Here is a 16,106-nt window from a genome sequence, read left to right as displayed (position 1 = left end):
CTGACGATCAGAATTTGAACGCCTGGCGACCGATCAACAGCCAGTGGCCTTTCTGCTTCTGCCAGACCTGAAAGTTCTCGATGTCGGTGGGCACTTCGACGCCACTGTTTACCGCCTGGGCATGAAAGTGGTTGCGCACCAGGGCGGTATCGCCTTGCAGAGTGATGGTCTGTTTTTGCATTTCCAGGGTCTTGAAGCCACTGCGACCGGTCTCGATATCGGCAATGAACTCCTGTTTGTTCTGGATCTTGCCGCTGGAGTGGCCGTAAGTCAGCTTCTCGGCGGTGAGGGCCTGCAGCTGTTTGATGTCTTTATGCAGCATGGCTTGGGTCAGGTGGTCGACCGCTTGGGCGACGTCTTGATCGGCAGGAGCGGCGGCCACGTAGCCGCTGAACAGGCACAGAAAACCGATCAGCGCTTTGACGTTTTGCATGGAGGGTTCCTTATTGTTGTTGGGGGTGTGCGACCGTTTTGGTCGTCGTACAACCATGCAATATTTTATTGTTAGAAGGAAAGTAAAATTTGAAATAACCGGTAAAGTCGCGTTTTTTATTCTTGTACGATGTCTCAACACACTGAGAATTTTCATCAAAGCCAGTGCTGGCACTTCCTGACGATCTGGCCACTGGCTATGCTGGTGCCGAGATTAAAACTGCCCGAGCACACAAATGGATTTTGACTGGCACAGCAACCCCATCACCCGCGCCACGCCGGTGACCCCTGGCTATAAAAATACCCAGAACGTACGCCGCTTCATGCTTTTGCACTGTGGCCCCACGTTCAAATTCGATCGCCCGTTCATGGCGTGGATTCGCGACGAAACGCCCAAGACGCTGGGTGACGTGGTGGATGAGTGGCTACGTCGCAATGCGGACTCAGGGGCGTGATGACGTCCGCCCTCGGCGTGCTGGTCAACTACCTTCTTCATCTGCTGCCTGGCCTGCTGTTATTTGGCGTGTGGTGGGCGCTTACGCCACGCTCATTGGCGGCGATGCGTATCCTGATCTTGCTGGCGGCGTTTGTGCTGATGCGCGATGCGATGACGCCGTTGGGGCTGTGGGCGCTCGGCAGCGACCTACAGATCGCCTTTTCGGCCAATACCCTTGTGTTGGGCGCATTGGGTTGCCTGGCGCTGCTATTGATTGTGTTGCTTGCAGGGGTGGCGCCCGAATTGTGGCGACTGGTTGTGTGGGTCAAAGGGCGTGGACTGGCAGGCGTGGTGGTTGGCCTGGCGGTCGGCTGTCTGATTGGCGTGCCGCTGCGGCTTTATCAGGCGATCGATGGCGCGGCGATCCCCGGTTACTGGGCGTGGTTGCCCGGCATGGTGGTGCTGGTCTATGGCGCCAACGCGTTGGAAGAGGTGCTGTTTCGCGGTTTTTTGCAGGGCTATCTCGAGCAGCAGGTGAAACCCCTCAGGGCTGCCTTGATCAGTGGCGTGGCCTTCGCGGCTTGCCATGCCTTCCTGGCGCTGAGTGTTACTCAGTTGGGGTGGCCAGTGTTGCTGTTTACCCTGCTGGAGGGGTTGGCCTGCGCCTTGGTGGGTATGCGCTACGGTGTGCTGGCGTCAACGCTGACCCACGGTACGGCAATCCTGTTGATTGCCGTGCCCTATAGCAGCTGATTTGAAATCCACTCAAGCCTGTGTAGATACCCCTGCCCATCGCAGGCAAGCCCGCACACCTGCGGATCGCGTTTATTCCTCTGCCAACGGCGGTGTGCGCGGTGGCACCAGGCGCTTGCTGCCGGTCGCTTCAAACGCCGCCGCAAAACGCAACAACGCCGAATCATCATAAGCACGCCCGGCAAACGTCAGCCCCACCGGCATGCCGATATCCGCCATCACGCCCATCGGCACGGTGACGGTGGGCACGCCCAGGTGGCGGATGGCGAGGTTGCCGTTGGCCACCCAGATGCCGTTGCTCCAGGCAATGTCGGCGCTGGCTTCGTTCACGTCGGCGTCCGCCGGGCCGACGTCGGCGACGGTGGGGAAGAGCACCGCGTCCAGGCCCAGTGTGTCCATCCAGTCTTCCAGGTCGATGCGCCGGGTTTGCTCCAGGCCGTGCAGGCCGTCGGGAAGGCTGCTGATATCGTTCCACGGCGTGATGCCGCGCTGCGCCATGCGCACGTACTCGTCCATGCCGGCGGCGAGGTCGTCTTCGCGGTTGGGCAGGGTGCCGGGGTCGTGGGGGAAAATCTGCGGGCCGTCCACATCCGCCAGGCGATTGAGCGCCGGGTCGTTGTTGGCGCGCAGGAAATCGTCGAACGCCCAGGCTGACAGTTCCCATAACTCATCGTGCAGGAATTCCTTGGACACCAAACCACGGGTAAATACCGTCGGCGCGCGGGACGGTCGCCTTCGCAGTTGGACACCAGCGGGAAGTCCACTTCAATGACGTTGGCGCCGGCAGCTTCCAGCGCCTGGCGCGCGGCTTGCCACAAGTCGATCACGCTGGCGCGGGTGTTGATCTTCTGCCCGGTCGGCCCGCCGATGCCGGGGTGTTCGCTGGTGCCGGCGTCGGGGTCGGCATTGATGTACATGCGCGGCACGCCGAAGCGTTTACCGGCGAGGGCTTTAGCGCCGACAGCCAGCTCGGCATAAGAAGCCGGGCGCACCGAGGCGACGCTGGGGATCGGCACCCAGGGTTGCAGGCGCCACAGGTCACCACGGGTGTCCGGGTCTTCGGCGACCACCACGTCGAGCACTTCCAGCAGGTCGGCCATGGTGCGCGCGAACGGCACCACCACGTCCATGGTCGGAGTCAACGGCCAGTTGCCGCGCACCGAAATCACCCCGCGCGACGGGGTATAGGCGCACAGGCCATTGTTGGACGCCGGGCCACGTCCGCTCGACCAGGTTTCTTCCGCCAGACCGAACGCGGCAAAGCTGGCCGCCGTTGCGGTGCCAGCGCCATTGGACGAGCCAGAGGCAAACGGCGCGGTGAGGTAGCGGGCGTTGTAGGGGCTTTCGGCGCGGCCATACACGCCGCGCTGCATACCGCCGTTGGCCATCGGCGGCATATTGGTCTTGCCCAGGCAGATCGCGCCGCCGGCCCGCAGGCGTTCGATGGTGAAGGCGTCGCGATGCGCAACGAGCTTGGCAAACGCCGGGCTGCCGGAGGCCGCGGTCAGGCCTTTGACCAAGTAGCTGTCTTTGGCGGTGTAGGGAATACCGTCCAATGGCCCCAGGATTTCGCCCTTGGCGCGGCGCGCATCGGACGCCTCGGCTTCTTCAAGGGCCTGCGGGTTGCGCACCACCACGGCATTCAACGCGGTGGCGGTCTGCGGGCCGTCGTAGGCATCGATCCTGGCCAGGTAAGCCTTGACCAGTTCAACCGCGGTGGTCTGGCCGGATTCAAGCGCAGCGCGCAATTGGGCAATGGAGACTTCGGTAACTTGCATGACGTTTTCTTCGCCGCCTTCAGTTGTGATATCCCCGCAGTCTACGTACAGATATTTCACAAAACCAGCGCGGCATAATCGGCGTAGGCGCCGCGCATCACCTGCCAGGTCGCGTCGTCTGCGGGAATCAGGTGCTCGATGCGCAACGAGGTCAGGGTGATGTCCTGAGGCATACCGAAGGTGGTGAAGGTCGACAGAAAGCTGAACTCGCCCCGGCTTGAGCGGATGCGTGTGAGTACCAGCGGCGGCATTTCATCGGGCAATTCGGTGTGGGTGGGCTGCGGCAGGTTCGCCAGCAACGCGGCCAGTCCCGGATTGCTCAGCGCTTCGCGGGTTGCCCGTTGCCAGGCCAGGGTGCGGATCTCTTCGGCGTTGAGCAGGTGATCACCCAGGCCGCCCGGCTGCAGCAAGGTAGTCAGCAGGTTCAGACCATCGGCCGCCTGCGCCGGGATCCCTACCAACTCAAACAGCACAGCGGTGCCGGCGTTCGCCGCCAGCACCTGCCACTCGCTGCCCAACAGGATCGCCGGCGCGGGGTTATTGGCGTGCAGCACATGGCTGAGCGCTTCGCGAATCGCAGCCATGGCCGGCGAGGCGAGCGGGGTGGTGGTGTAGCGGGGGGCGTAACCGGCGGCGAGGAACACGCGGTTGGCGTATTCCAGTGGTGTGTCCAGTGCCGTCAACAGCGTGTGCAAGGTAGCCGCGCCAGCCTTGGCGCGGCCGGTCTCGATGCAGCTGAGATGGCGCTGGGAAACCCCAGTGATCAAGGCCAGGTCGCGTTGGCTCAACGTGGCCTGTCGGCGTAACTGGCGCAGGTATTCGCCGGCGGTAACAGGGTTGTCCATGGCGTGTCGATGACCTCCGAGGTCATTGCGAGGGGCCAAACCTTATCACTAAGGTGGGCCTCGATCACCTCAAGGAACAGACCATGCCCAGACCCTCTATCGCTCTGGCCGCTTTGCTCGGGTTTTCGCTCTACACCCTGGTTACGCTGCTCACCGCCGAGCAATCGCTGTTGGCCTTTGGATGGGCGTTGATGTCACGGCCGGACACCGCGCAGGTGGTGATTGACCTGTACCTGATGGCGATACTGGCGTGTGTCTGGATGTACCGGGATGCACGGCGGCGAGGGCGGTCGGTGGCCTCGGTGGTGCCATACTTTGTGTTGACGGCGGTGTTTGTGTCGGTGGGGCCATTGCTTTACATCGTGGTGAACGGGGTTCGGGATGAATGACCCGTCCTATCCACCCACCGAATACCGTGATTGCCGGCGTTGCGCAGGCACCTTCGGAGCATTATTGGCGAATGGCCGTTGAGGCGCTCAAGCACCGTCCAGCGGCACCGTCACACGAAACACGGTGCCGTGTTGGCTGTCCGACTCGACCTCGATCAAGCCCTGGTGGGCCGCGACGATTTCGGAGGCGATAAACAGACCCAGCCCCAAGCCTTCGGTCGGGCCATGCTCAATCACCGAACGTTGGGAAAAGCGCCCCATGGGGTTGAAAATGAAGGGCAGTACGTCCGTCGGGATCGGATTGCCGTGGTTGTGCACGCTGAACACGCAGGTGTCTTGCGTGACGGTCAGCGTCACCTTGATGGGTGAGTGCCGATCGCCGTGATGCACGGCGTTGCTGATGAGGTTGGAGAACACCTGCTCCATGCGTGCGCCGTCGAACCGTCCAGCCACCGGGGCGTGTGACTCAAACCGCAGCTGCGCCTGCGGATCGAACGCCTGGATCTCGGCCACGATACGCTCGCAGATCGGCGCCAGGTCGACCTGCGTGCGCCTGACCGGAATGCCGGGGCCCATCTGGCAGCGCGTCAGATCCAGCAGGTCGCCGACGATCTGGCTGGCGCGCTGGACGCTGGTGTAGATCTGCGTCGCTACTCGGGTATCGCGTTCGCCACCTGATGGTGAGCGCCTGAGCATGTCGGCACCGAGCAAAATCGCGCCCAGCGGTGTGCGCAAGTCGTGACCGAGAATGCCGAGGAACACATTGCGCGAAGCTTCTACCGCCCGCGAATAGCTGGCGATGGATTCGGCGAGGGCCTGGTCGATGGCTTCATGAAAACGGTTCATGTCCTCCACATCCAGTGCCGTACCGCCCTTGATCTGCTTGAGCCATTGGCGCAGCACGCTGGTGCGCAGCGCACGGTACTCGGACACCATCTGGTCGATGGAGAACCCCGCCATCAGGCGTGTCACCGCGTGGGTTTCGGCAGGGGTTTCCTCTTCTTCCTGGGGCGCCAGGCCCTGGGCTTTGTCCAGCTGTTCCTGCACGGTTTGCGTGGTACGCAGGTCCTGGACGATGGCGTGCAGCATCTGCGCGGCGTGATCGCGCAGACCCTCCTGGTCCAGGGCGGCGCCCGGAGTCTGGATGGTGCTGGCGAAATCTTCCCAGTCCTGCAGGATCGGCTCGAGGTTGCTAAGGATAAAATCTGACAGGCGCATGCGGTAATCCTTGCAAGTGGCGATACGCAGAGACGCGCGCGGAGCTGCCAAACAGGGATTTAAGCACGATTTAGTCGGTGTGACGCTGCGCAGTGCGAGAGCGCTGCGCAGCGGGTCGGTCACACGCCTTTGGTCGACGGCAGCAGGATCGTCAGGATGCCCACCAGCGGCAGGAACGAGCACAGCTTGTAGACGTACTCGATGCCGTGGTTATCGGCGAGCAACCCCAGCAGGGCCGCGCCGATCCCGCTGAAACCGAACATCAGGCCGAAGAACACACCGGCAATCATCCCCACATTGCCCGGTACCAGTTCCTGAGCGAACACCACGATGGCCGAGAACGCCGAGGCCAGGATAAAGCCGATCACCACGCTGAGCACGGCGGTCCAGAACAGGTCGACGTAGGGCAGGGCCAGGGTGAACGGCGCGGCACCGAGGATGGAGAACCAGATGACTTTCTTGCGCCCGATGCGGTCGCCGATCGGCCCGCCGAAAAAGGTGCCCGCGGCCACGGCGCCGAGAAACAGGAACAGGTACAGCTGGGAGCTGGCCACCGACAGGCTGAACTTTTCGATCAGGTAGAAGGTGAAATAGCTGGTGAGGCTGGACATATAGAAGTACTTGGAAAACACCAGCACGGCCAGCACCACCAGCGCAAAGGTCACGCGGCCTTTGGACAAACCATGGGTGGCCTTGCCGCCTTGCTTGAGCTTGAACAGGTTGAGATGGTTGCGGTACCAGCGGCTCAGGCCGTACAGCACCAGGATCGCAAACACCGCAAACAGGCCGAACCAGGCGATATTGCCCTGGCCGTAGGGAATGATGATCGCCGCCGCCAGCAGCGGGCCCAAGGCGCTGCCGGTGTTGCCGCCGACCTGGAAGGTCGACTGCGCCAGGCCATAGCGGCCGCCGGAGGCCAGGCGTGCCACGCGCGAGGTTTCCGGGTGGAAGGTTGACGACCCCACGCCCACCAGTCCCGCCGCCAGCAGGATCGCCGGGAACGTACCGACAAACGCCAGCATCAGGATGCCGATCAAGGTGCACACCATGCCGGCGGGCAACAGCCAGGGCTTGGGATGGCGGTCGGTGTGGTAACCGATCCACGGTTGCAGCAGCGAGGCGGTCAGTTGGAAGGTCAGGGTGATCATCCCCACCTGGGTGAACGTCAGTCCGTAGTTGGCCTTGAGCATCGGGTAGATCGATGGCAGCACGGCCTGGATCAGGTCATTGATCAGGTGCGCCAGGGCGCAGGCGCCAAGGATGCGCATAACCAAGGGGCTGACATGGGGTGTACTGGTTGCAGCAGCGGGTGACGCGGTGAGTGTCGACATGCAGGCATTCCATACAAGGCAGCGAACAGGGGCAACCAGTACTTAAGCCGGCCGCCCATTTCAAATTGTTTCGGGGTTTATGCTAGATTCGCACAAAATGCCTGTCTCACGAAATCGGGGCGGCAACTGTCGCAAAAAGGGCGAAATGATCAAATCCCTGGATAAATTCCTGCAAGAGATCGACGAGGGCGATTGGGCCGTGATCAGTTCGGCCACCGATTACCCGGAAAACTGGGTGATCCCCGACCACAGTCACGAGAAGCATCAACTGCTCTACGCCACGGAAGGCGTGATGGTCGTGCATTCGGCGCAGAACCAGTGGACGGTGCCGCCCAATCGCGGCTTCTGGATGCCCTGCGGGCACGTGCATTCCCTGCGTTGCGTGGGGCCGCTGAAAATGCGCAGCGTGTTTGTCCGCGCCGACAGCTTCCCCAACCTGCCCACCGAGACCAAGGCGGTGAGCATCTCGCCATTGTTGAGTGAGCTGATCAAGGCTTCGGTCAGCCTGAAGCCGCCCTATGCCGAGGACTCGCGGGATGCGCGGATCATGCACCTGATCCTCGACGAACTGGCCCTGTTGCCCGCTTTGCCGCTATCCCTGCCGCAGCCCGCCGACCCGCGCATCCAGCACATTTGCCTGGCATTGCAACAGGACCCCGGCGATGCCTCCACGGTCGCGCACTGGAGCGAACGCCTGGACCTGGACCAGAAAACCATCCAGCGCCTGTTTCGCAAGGAAACCGGCATGACCTTCGGCCAATGGCGCCAGCAGGCGCGTTTGCTGCTGGCATTGGAGCGCATCGCGGTGGGGGAGAAGATTATTGACGTAGCGCTGGCGCTCGGCTACGACAGCCCGAGCGCGTTTACCAGCATGTTCAAGAAGCAATTTGGCAAGACGCCGAGTCACTTTTTCAAATAGCTCTGGGTTTGCCGCATGTCTTGCGTAAGTAGGTCAGTGAACGCGTCGACATCCATCGGCCGGCTGAGGAAGTAACCCTGGCCCTCCTCACAGGCCACGGCCTTGAGCATGGCCAGGTGCTCGGCGGTTTCGATGCCCTCGGCGGTCACCGTGAGGGCCAGGGCGCGGCCGAGGCCGACGATGGCCTGGATGATGGCTTTGTCGTCGTCGCTGTCCTCCAGGCGAGTGAGGAAGCTGCGATCGATCTTCAGCCCATCGAACGGAAAGGCGCGCAGGTAGCTCAGGGAGGAGTACCCGGTGCCGAAATCATCCATGGCAATGCGAATGCCGAGTTGCTTGAGGGTGTGCATCACCTCCAACGCGCCGACGGCGTCTTCGAGCATCACGCTCTCGGTCATTTCCACTTCCACCCGCGCCGGGTCGATGCCCGAGGCATCCAGCGCGTCGCGTATGCGCTGCACCAAGTGGCCGCGCTTGAACTCGATGGGCGACAGGTTCACCGACACAAACAGGTGGTCCGGCCACTGCGCGGCACAGGCGCAGGCGGTTGCCAGTACCCAGTCGCTGAGCGACAGGATCAGCCCCGACTCTTCGGCAATCGGGATGAAGGTGTCCGGGGCAATCAGCCCGCGCACCGGGTGTTGCCAGCGCACCAGCGCTTCGGCGCCGACCATTTGCCCATCGGCAATGCGATAACGCGGCTGGAAGTGCAGGCGTAACTCCCCGTGCGTTATCGCGTAGCGCAGGTCGCTTTCCAGGCGGCGACGCTCGATGATTCGCGCGTTCATCTCGCCCGAATAAAAGCGCCAGGTATTACGCCCGGCGGCCTTGGCTTCGTACAGCGCGATATCGGCGTAGCGCAGCAGCTCGGTGACCTCGCTGGCGTCATTGGGTGCTAGCGTGATGCCGATGCTGGCGCTGATAAACACATCCTGATCCTCAATGCGAATGGCCTGCTCGATCGAGCCGATCAAACGTCGACACAGGTTTTCGACGTCGTCCTGCGTGCCGGCATCGGTCAGGATCAGCACAAACTCATCGCCGCCGACCCGCGCGACCAGGTCGCCATGGCGCACGCAAGCGCTCAGGCGGCTCGACACTTCATTGAGCACGCGGTCGCCGGCGGCATGCCCGAGCAAGTCGTTGACCGGCTTGAAGCGGTCCAGGTCCAGGCTGAGCATGACCAATGGGCGTTCCGGGGGCGGCAGCGCTTTGAGTTTGCTGTCGAGGAAGGCTTGCAGGCGCGTGCGGTTGGGCAAACCGGTCAGGGCGTCATGCAGAGACAGAAACTCAATACGCCGGCGCGCCTCGACTTCTTCCGTCACGTCGGTGGCCGTGCCGCGAAACCCGCCACAGGGCATTTGCCGCGCCGACAAGCGGGTGGTGCGCTCTTGCCCCTGAGCGTCCAGGTACAGGCATTGCACACTGAGGTCGGGGCGGCGTCCGGGCGTGCACAACCACTGTGAGAGCAAGCCGTCTTCGGTCTCCAGCAGGTCGTTCATGGCCGCGCCGATCCACGTATTACGGGCCAGCCCGGTCACGTTTTCGAAGCGTTCCGACAAATACGTAAAGCGCCAATCGGCATCGATCTCCCACACCCAATCGGAACTGGCCTCGACCACATCGCGAAAGCGCGCTTCGCTGGTGGCCAAGGCGTTCTGGCTGTTTTGCAACGAGTCATGGCTGGCATCGAGGGCGAGGGCGGCCGCGGTGCTGCGCCGCAAAATCACCCAGGTCATCAGGCACACCAGCAACGCGGCCAGGCCCAGCAGCGGCAGGGCCACGCCCATCAAACGCTTGCCGGGCTGCTCCGGCTGCCAGTACAGGCTGCCCGCGCTGCCTTTGTCGCCAAGCGGCAGGGAGACACCCTTGGCGATGTCGGCGGGTGTGGCGATGTGCAACTTGGCCACGCCGAAGTCATTGCCGATGACACCGAGTTTGGCGCCGTCGAGAATGTTGACAAAAATCAGCACCGAGGCTTGCCGGTCATCGGCGACCACCGTCGGGTCGGTGCCCGGCGTGATGGCGGCGGCGGCCACCAGTGCCGGGCTGCCGCGCACGTTGATGAGGGTGCTCATCGATGTTTCGTTTTCAATCCCCGCCCGTGCCTGTTCAAGAATGGAGGTCATGGGCTGGTCGAGCCACTCGCTGATCTCAATGGGTTGCTGTTCGCCCTCGATCACCGCATACACGGTGTGGTCGGCGTCGTTGACCACGAACACACCCTGAAAACCGAAATCATGAAACAGCGTTGCGCCGACATTTGCGCGCGTATAGGCCCAGTCTTTGTCTACCTGCAGGTGCAGATGCTTGTAGGCATCGCTCCAGAATGCGTAGTCCTTGACCATCAAACGCATGTTTTTTTCCATGGACTGCATGGCTTTGCCGCTATGGAATGCGCTTTCAGCCTCCTCCGAGCGATCCATGTCATGGGCGAGGTAGATCAGCGAGTACGCCGCGGCCGCAAAGACACCGGCCAGCAGGATCATGAAATTGAACAGTGAGGTGCGCGTCAGCGACAGGCTGGTGCGAGTGGAGAGCGAGCGAACGAGAGGGGCGAGAGAGTTGGGCATTAGTTTGCGCAGGGCCTCGCGGCAAGTCAGGGGTTTGACAGGCTATCGGCGGCCCTGGGGAAATATTTAACCCATCAGGCGTTGCAGCAGTGTACTGCGTGGTCACTGGCGCGTTGTGCCATCCGCGCGAGCAGCGCCGCCACGCAGAGCAGCGCCGCGCTCAACTCAAACGTCGCCTGATAGCCGCTGAAGTCAAATACCACACCACCCATCGTGGCGCCTGTCGCGATGGCCAACTGAATGATCGCCACCATCAAACCACCCCCGGCCTCTGCGTCCTCGGGCAGGGTGTTGGCCAGCCAGGTCCACCAGCCTACCGGTGCGGCAGTGGCCACCAGGCCCCAAGCGCCTAGCAACAGAGTGGTCAGCAGCGTCGAACTGCCGAAGGCGACCAACGCCATCGCAATCAGGGCCATCAATACCGGGATAGCGATCAACGTGCGGTACAGGCTGTGCTTGAGGAAACGCTCAATCAGGAACGTGCCTGCCAGGCCGGTCAGGCCCAGTGCCAACAGCACCAATGACAGCCCGGACACGCTCACCTGTGTGACGCTCTCCAGAAACGGCCGCAGGTAGGTGAACAGCATGAACTGGCCCATGAAAAACACACTCACGGCCAGCATGCCCATCACCACGGGCGCCTGCTGCATCAAACTCAACACGTTGGCGGTTTTTGCGCTCGTGCGGGCCTTGATCGGTGGCAGGCTTACCAGCAGCCATACCAGCGCAATCACCGCCACCGGCACCACGCAAAAAAAACGCCCCGCGCCAGCCAATCATGCCACCGAGAAAACTGCCCAGGGGCGCGGCAATCACCGTTGCCAGTGCGTTGCCGCCGTTGACCATGGCCAACGCCCGCGGCACCTGAGCCTCGGGCACCAAGCGCATGGCGGTGGCGGCCGACAGCGACCAGAAGCCGCCGATGGCGATGCCGATCAGCGCGCGGCCCAGCATGAATACCAAGTAGTTCGGCGCGAACGCCACGACCGTGCCGGACATGATCATCAACAGTGTCAGCGCCATCAGCAGGCGCTTGCGGTCAACCCGTGCCGCTACGGTGGCAATCATCAGGCTGGTGAGCAAGGCAAACAACCCCGACACCGAAATGCCCTGGCCGGCCTGGCCCTGGGTCACGCCGAGGTCAGCGGCCAACGGGGTCAGCAGGCTCACCGGCATGAACTCCGAGGCAACCAGTGCAAACGCCGCCAGGGACAGGGCAAGCACCGCGCCCCAGCGCGGTGCCTGTGAGTCATGAACCATCACTTGAGATGACTGTTGAAGAAGGCGGTGAGCTTGGCGAACGGGATCAGCTCGACCCGATCATAAAGGTCCACATGACCCGCGTTGGGAATGATCACCAGCTCCTTGGGCTCGGCCGCACGTTGGTAGGCGTCCTCGCTGAACTCCAGGGAATGCGCGTTGGCGCCGGCGATCAGCAGCAGCGGGCGCGGAGAGATCGTCTCGATGTCGTTGAACGGGTAGAAGTTCATGAACTTCACGTTACTGGTCAGCGTCGGCATGGTGGTGGTCTGCGGCGATGCCCCGGCGGGTGTGACCTGGCCGCGCGGTGTGCGGTAAAAATCGAAAAACTCGTCGCCGATCGGGTTGCCGGTCAGTGTCAGGGGCGTGCCGCCGGTGTAGACGGTTTCGCCACCCTGGAATTCCACATACCGCTGATTGGCTGCCTGCAACAGGATGTGGCGGCGTTGCTCCAGGCTCAGGCCGTGCTTGAGGCCATTGCGATTGGCCGCGCCCATGTCATACATGCTGACCGTGGCGATAGCCTTTAGGCGTGGGTCGATCTTTGCCGCGGCGATGGCGAAACTGCCGCTGCCGCAGACACCGATCACGCCGATGCGTTCGCGGTCGACAAGGGGGCGGGTGCCGAGGAAGTCCACCGCTGCGCTGAAATCCTCGGTGTACAGGTCGGGCAGCACGGCATTGCGCGGCGTGCCGGCGCTTTCGCCCCAGAACGACAGGTCCAGCGACAGCGTGACGAAACCCTGTTCGGCCATTTTGCTGGCGTACAGATTGGCGCTCTGTTCTTTGACGGCGCCCATCGGATGGCCGACGATCAGGGCGGCGTTTTTCGACGACGGTGCAAGGTTCTTCGGCACGAACAGATTGCCCGCAACCTGCATGCCGTATTGATTGTTGAAGGTGACTTTTTCAACGGTCACCTTGTTGCTTGTGTAGAAGTTGTCGGCACCGTTGGACATGTCGGCTCCCAGAGCAGTAAAAGACGTCACCAGCAGACCCAGGGTGAGCAAGAGGTGTTTCATGGGTGGATCCTTGAAGGGGTTGGTCCGTACATTTTCCCCTGGGCGGGCACGGTTCTGTAGGGCATTACCCTGGATTACTTGCCTGATCCTCTGAGTCTGCGGCATTGCGGCAGACGCCCAAGGGTGGGTCGGGGTAAAGTCCGATGATCAGAAAAGGGCCTGCCATGAAGATCAATCAATCGCCGCTGGATGCGCTGGTGCAGTCCATTGGTTCAAGGGTCACCGCCCCCGGCGACTGCCCGACGCCGATTCCGGGTCTGGGTTTTTACCGGCGTGAGCACCCTCAGGCACCAGTGGTGTGCATGGCCGAGCCGTGCATCGTGCTGGTCGTCCAGGGTAGGAAGCAGCTGTGGGTGGGCGGCGAGGGCTACCCCTACGACACCTCACGTTTTTTGGTGACATCGCTGGATATTCCGGCCAATTCCGAAGTGCTTGAGGCCAGCGCCCGGCAGCCCTGCCTGGGGCTGACCTTCGGGTTGGACCTGCGCATCCTGGCCGAACTGATCGCCCAGAGTGAGCTGCCGCCCCAGCGGGAACGCTCGGTACTCAAAGGCGTGGGGATCGGTATGGTCACGGACGGCCTGCTGGAAGCGTTTGCGCGGTTGGTGGCATTGCTCGACGAGCCACAAGCCATCCCAGTGCTCGCCCCGTTGATTCAGCGCGAAATCCACTACCGGCTATTGCAGAGCGACCAGGCCGGTCGCTGCGCCGGATCTGTGCGGTGGACGGGCAGGGTTACCGGATCGCCAAGGCCATCGACTGGCTCAAGCTCAATTATGATGCGGTGTTGCGCGTGGAAGAATTGGCGGCGCGGGTGCAAATGAGCGCGGCGACGTTTCATCATCATTTTCGCCAGCTCACGGCAATGAGCCCGTTGCAGTACCAGAAGTGGTTGCGCTTGAACGAGGCTCGCCGGTTGATGCTCAACGAGCATCAAGACGTGTCCAGCGCGGCGTTCAAGGTGGGCTACGAAAGCCCGTCGCAGTTCAGCCGCGAGTACAGCCGGCTGTTCGGCGTGCCGCCCAAACGCGACATTGCCGGGTTACGCGGCAAGCCGATGCTCAGTGATCAGTCGCGGTCAAATTAGCGAAAAAAATACAGCCGATCAGCCGGGCGAACAGGCTCAGGGTTTCCGGCAGGTTGGGGTCGTCGAACAGCATCGCGCGGGAATCCAGCGCGCAGAGTGCGCCGAACAGGCGGCCGTCGGGCAGGAAGATCGGTGCACCCGCGTAACTTTCGATTGCGTATTGCTTGACCACGGGCCGCGCGGCAAAGCGGCCGTCTGCGCTGACCTGGGGGATGAACAAGGTCTGGGGGTTGACGCAGAACTCGCTGCACAGGGTGGTTTCCAGGTCGAGTACATCGTCCACGTCGATGCCCATTTCCATGGGGTCGTACGCCGAACACACGATCCATTCCTGGTCAGTGAACTTGGCGATGCCGGCAAATCGCATGTTGGTAAGACGCGTGACCAATTGCAGGATGCTGGTGGTGGCTTCTATTTCGGCAATCGCCGCGCGTTCTTGCGCGCTGAGTAGCGATTGTGGGGCGGTGACGCTCGCAAGCATGCTGGACACTCCTTTAACGCGGTGGCCTCGGCCACCACGCAGGGTCAGGGTTTAGTTGATACGTGGATGTTGTTGCACCAGGTTCTTGCGCTTGGCTTCCAGTTCGGCAATCTCGGCATCGATGTCTTCGATCTTCTGCTCGATATTGTCGTGGTGTTCCTGCAGCAACTCCTTGGCTTCTTCCATGTCCGACGCCGCCGGTGCCGCGCCACGCAGGGGCTTGTTGGCGGTTTCCTTCATGGTCAGGCCAGTGATCAGGCCGACCACGGCGAACACCATCAGGTAATAGGCGGGCATGTACAGGTCGTTGGTGCTTTCCACCAGCCAGGCCACGGCGGTCGGGGTGACACCGGCGATCAACACCGAAACGTTGAACGCGCTGGCCAGTGCGCTGTAGCGCAGGTGAGTGGGGAACATTGCCGGCAATGTCGAGGCCATCACGCCGATAAAGAAGTTGAGGATCACCGCCAGGATCAGGAGGCCGGCGAAGATCAGGCCGATCTTGCCGCTGGTGATCAGCATGAACGCCGGAATGGACAGAAACAGCAGGCCGATACTGCCAGTGATGATGAACGGCTTGCGGCCGATCTTATCGCTGACAAAACCAATGAACGGCTGCACGAACAGCATGCCGACCATGATCGCGATGATGATCAGCACGCCGCTGTTTTCTTTGTAGTGCAGGTTATGCGACAGGTAGCTGGGCATGTAGGTGAGCAGCATGTAGTACGTCACGTTGGTGGCTGCGACGATCCCGATGCAGGTCAGCAGGCTGCGCCAATGTTGGGTGGCGACTTCCTTGAACGAGACTTTGGGGCCGTGGCTCAGGCCTTCGCGGTCGCCTTGTTCAAGTTTGTCCATATGCTGCTGGAACGCCGGAGTTTCCTCCAGCGCGTGGCGCAGGTACAGGCCGATGATGCCCAGGGGCAGGGCGAGGAAGAACGGCAGGCGCCAGCCCCAGGCTTCGAAATCGGCTTCACCCAGGACGCTGGAAATCAGCACCACCACACCCGCACCCAGTACGAAACCGGCAATGGAACCGAAGTCCAGCCAACTGCCGAGGAAACCGCGCTTGCGGTCCGGCGCGTATTCGGCGACGAAAATCGACGCCCCGGTGTATTCGCCGCCGACCGAGAAGCCTTGGGCCATCTTGCACAGCAGCAACAGGATCGGCGCCCAGATACCGATGGACGCATAGCCGGGGATGAGGCCGATGGCGAAGGTACTGAGCGACATGATCACGATGGTCGCGGCGAGGACTTTCTGCCGCCCGTATTTATCGCCGAGCGCGCCGAAAAACAGGCCGCCCAGGGGCCGAATCAGGAACGGCACCGAGAACGTACCGAGTGCGGCGATCATTTGTACGCTGGGCGAGGCGTCCGGGAAGAACACCTTGCCGAGCACATAAGCGACAAACCCGTAGACGCCAAAATCGAACCATTCCATGGCATTGCCCAGGGCGGCGGCGGTGATCGCCTTGCGCACCTTGGTGTCGTCGACAATGGTGATGTCATTCAGCCCAATGGGCTTGACGCTTTTTTTTCGTAATTTCATGCGGACCACTCTAAAACCGAACAGGGGA

General features: G+C 62.0%; 12 protein-coding genes and 3 pseudogenes. 5 read left to right on the top strand and 10 right to left on the bottom strand.

The window, feature by feature from the left end:
* Window positions 1-7: 7 nt before the first annotated feature.
* Window positions 8-433, bottom strand: a complete 426-nt coding sequence (locus JWR98_RS07990) for a nuclear transport factor 2 family protein (RefSeq protein ID WP_003174294.1) — start codon at window positions 431-433, stop codon at window positions 8-10.
* A gap of 235 nt (window positions 434-668) precedes the next feature.
* Here JWR98_RS07990 and JWR98_RS07985 point away from each other — a divergent pair, with 235 nt between their 5' ends.
* Together JWR98_RS07985 and JWR98_RS07980 are read left to right on the top strand one after the other, a co-directional pair.
* On the top strand, window positions 669-887 hold the full coding sequence (locus JWR98_RS07985; protein ID WP_078733016.1) for a DUF6434 domain-containing protein: 219 nt from the start codon (window positions 669-671) through the stop codon (window positions 885-887).
* Window positions 887-1,621, top strand: coding sequence for a CPBP family intramembrane glutamic endopeptidase (locus JWR98_RS07980; RefSeq protein ID WP_205489703.1), 735 nt, complete (start codon window positions 887-889; stop codon window positions 1,619-1,621). The genes JWR98_RS07985 and JWR98_RS07980 overlap by 1 nt, the downstream gene beginning before the upstream one ends.
* Window positions 1,622-1,693: 72 nt before the next feature.
* Here JWR98_RS07980 and JWR98_RS07975 read toward each other — a convergent pair.
* Both JWR98_RS07975 and JWR98_RS07970 read right to left on the bottom strand, forming a co-directional pair.
* Window positions 1,694-3,399 (bottom strand): annotated as a pseudogene (locus tag JWR98_RS07975) (amidase).
* A 56-nt stretch (window positions 3,400-3,455) separates the two neighbouring features.
* Window positions 3,456-4,244 (bottom strand): helix-turn-helix domain-containing protein, encoded by a 789-nt coding sequence (locus JWR98_RS07970; RefSeq protein ID WP_205489701.1) that lies wholly within the window; start codon window positions 4,242-4,244, stop codon window positions 3,456-3,458.
* Between the two features lie 83 nt (window positions 4,245-4,327).
* Here JWR98_RS07970 and JWR98_RS07965 point away from each other — a divergent pair, with 83 nt between their 5' ends.
* Window positions 4,328-4,633: a DUF2834 domain-containing protein gene (locus JWR98_RS07965; RefSeq protein WP_205489700.1), complete on the top strand. Its 306-nt coding sequence runs from the start codon at window positions 4,328-4,330 to the stop codon at window positions 4,631-4,633.
* A gap of 87 nt (window positions 4,634-4,720) precedes the next feature.
* Here JWR98_RS07965 and JWR98_RS07960 read toward each other — a convergent pair whose 3' ends face one another.
* The gene (locus JWR98_RS07960) at window positions 4,721-5,851 is read right to left on the bottom strand and encodes a sensor histidine kinase (RefSeq protein WP_078733022.1); all 1,131 of its coding nucleotides are present in this window, start codon (window positions 5,849-5,851) and stop codon (window positions 4,721-4,723) included.
* 119 nt (window positions 5,852-5,970) lie between these two features.
* Window positions 5,971-7,182, bottom strand: a complete 1,212-nt coding sequence (locus JWR98_RS07955; protein ID WP_078733023.1) for an MFS transporter — start codon at window positions 7,180-7,182, stop codon at window positions 5,971-5,973.
* Between the two features lie 97 nt (window positions 7,183-7,279).
* Between JWR98_RS07955 and JWR98_RS07950 the strand changes: the two genes are divergently transcribed.
* A complete protein-coding gene (locus JWR98_RS07950) occupies window positions 7,280-8,101 on the top strand; it encodes an AraC family transcriptional regulator (RefSeq protein WP_078733024.1) in 822 nt (273 codons plus the stop codon).
* On the opposite strand, the gene JWR98_RS07945 is transcribed toward JWR98_RS07950, so the two are convergent.
* From JWR98_RS07945 to JWR98_RS07935, 3 genes and pseudogenes are all read right to left on the bottom strand, one after another.
* Window positions 8,086-10,674, bottom strand: coding sequence for a bifunctional diguanylate cyclase/phosphodiesterase (locus JWR98_RS07945; RefSeq protein ID WP_078733025.1), 2,589 nt, complete (start codon window positions 10,672-10,674; stop codon window positions 8,086-8,088). The two genes, JWR98_RS07950 and JWR98_RS07945, sit on opposite strands and share 16 nt — an antisense overlap.
* A 74-nt stretch (window positions 10,675-10,748) precedes the next feature.
* Window positions 10,749-11,934, bottom strand: a pseudogene (locus tag JWR98_RS07940) (MFS transporter).
* Window positions 11,934-12,956: an alpha/beta hydrolase gene (locus JWR98_RS07935; protein WP_078733027.1), complete on the bottom strand. Its 1,023-nt coding sequence runs from the start codon at window positions 12,954-12,956 to the stop codon at window positions 11,934-11,936. Before JWR98_RS07935 ends, JWR98_RS07940 begins: the two are co-directional and overlap by 1 nt.
* A 164-nt stretch (window positions 12,957-13,120) precedes the next feature.
* Here JWR98_RS07935 and JWR98_RS07930 point away from each other — a divergent pair.
* Window positions 13,121-14,043, top strand: a pseudogene (locus tag JWR98_RS07930) (AraC family transcriptional regulator).
* Here the strand turns inward: JWR98_RS07930 and JWR98_RS07925 are convergent.
* Together JWR98_RS07925 and proP are read right to left on the bottom strand one after the other, a co-directional pair.
* On the bottom strand, window positions 14,018-14,524 hold the full coding sequence (locus JWR98_RS07925; RefSeq protein ID WP_141063960.1) for a GAF domain-containing protein: 507 nt from the start codon (window positions 14,522-14,524) through the stop codon (window positions 14,018-14,020). The pseudogene JWR98_RS07930 and the gene JWR98_RS07925 overlap by 26 nt on opposite strands.
* Before the next feature lie 51 nt (window positions 14,525-14,575).
* Window positions 14,576-16,078, bottom strand: a complete 1,503-nt coding sequence (proP, locus tag JWR98_RS07920) for a glycine betaine/L-proline transporter ProP (protein ID WP_078733030.1) — start codon at window positions 16,076-16,078, stop codon at window positions 14,576-14,578.
* Window positions 16,079-16,106 lie beyond the last annotated feature (28 nt).

Origin of the sequence: Pseudomonas lactucae (assembly GCF_016937615.1) — a bacterium.
In the GTDB taxonomy this organism is placed as follows: Bacteria; Pseudomonadota; Gammaproteobacteria; order Pseudomonadales; family Pseudomonadaceae; genus Aquipseudomonas; species Aquipseudomonas lactucae.
The sequence above is the reverse complement of the archived record's forward strand: the minus strand, read 5'-3'. Positions and strand labels throughout refer to the sequence as shown.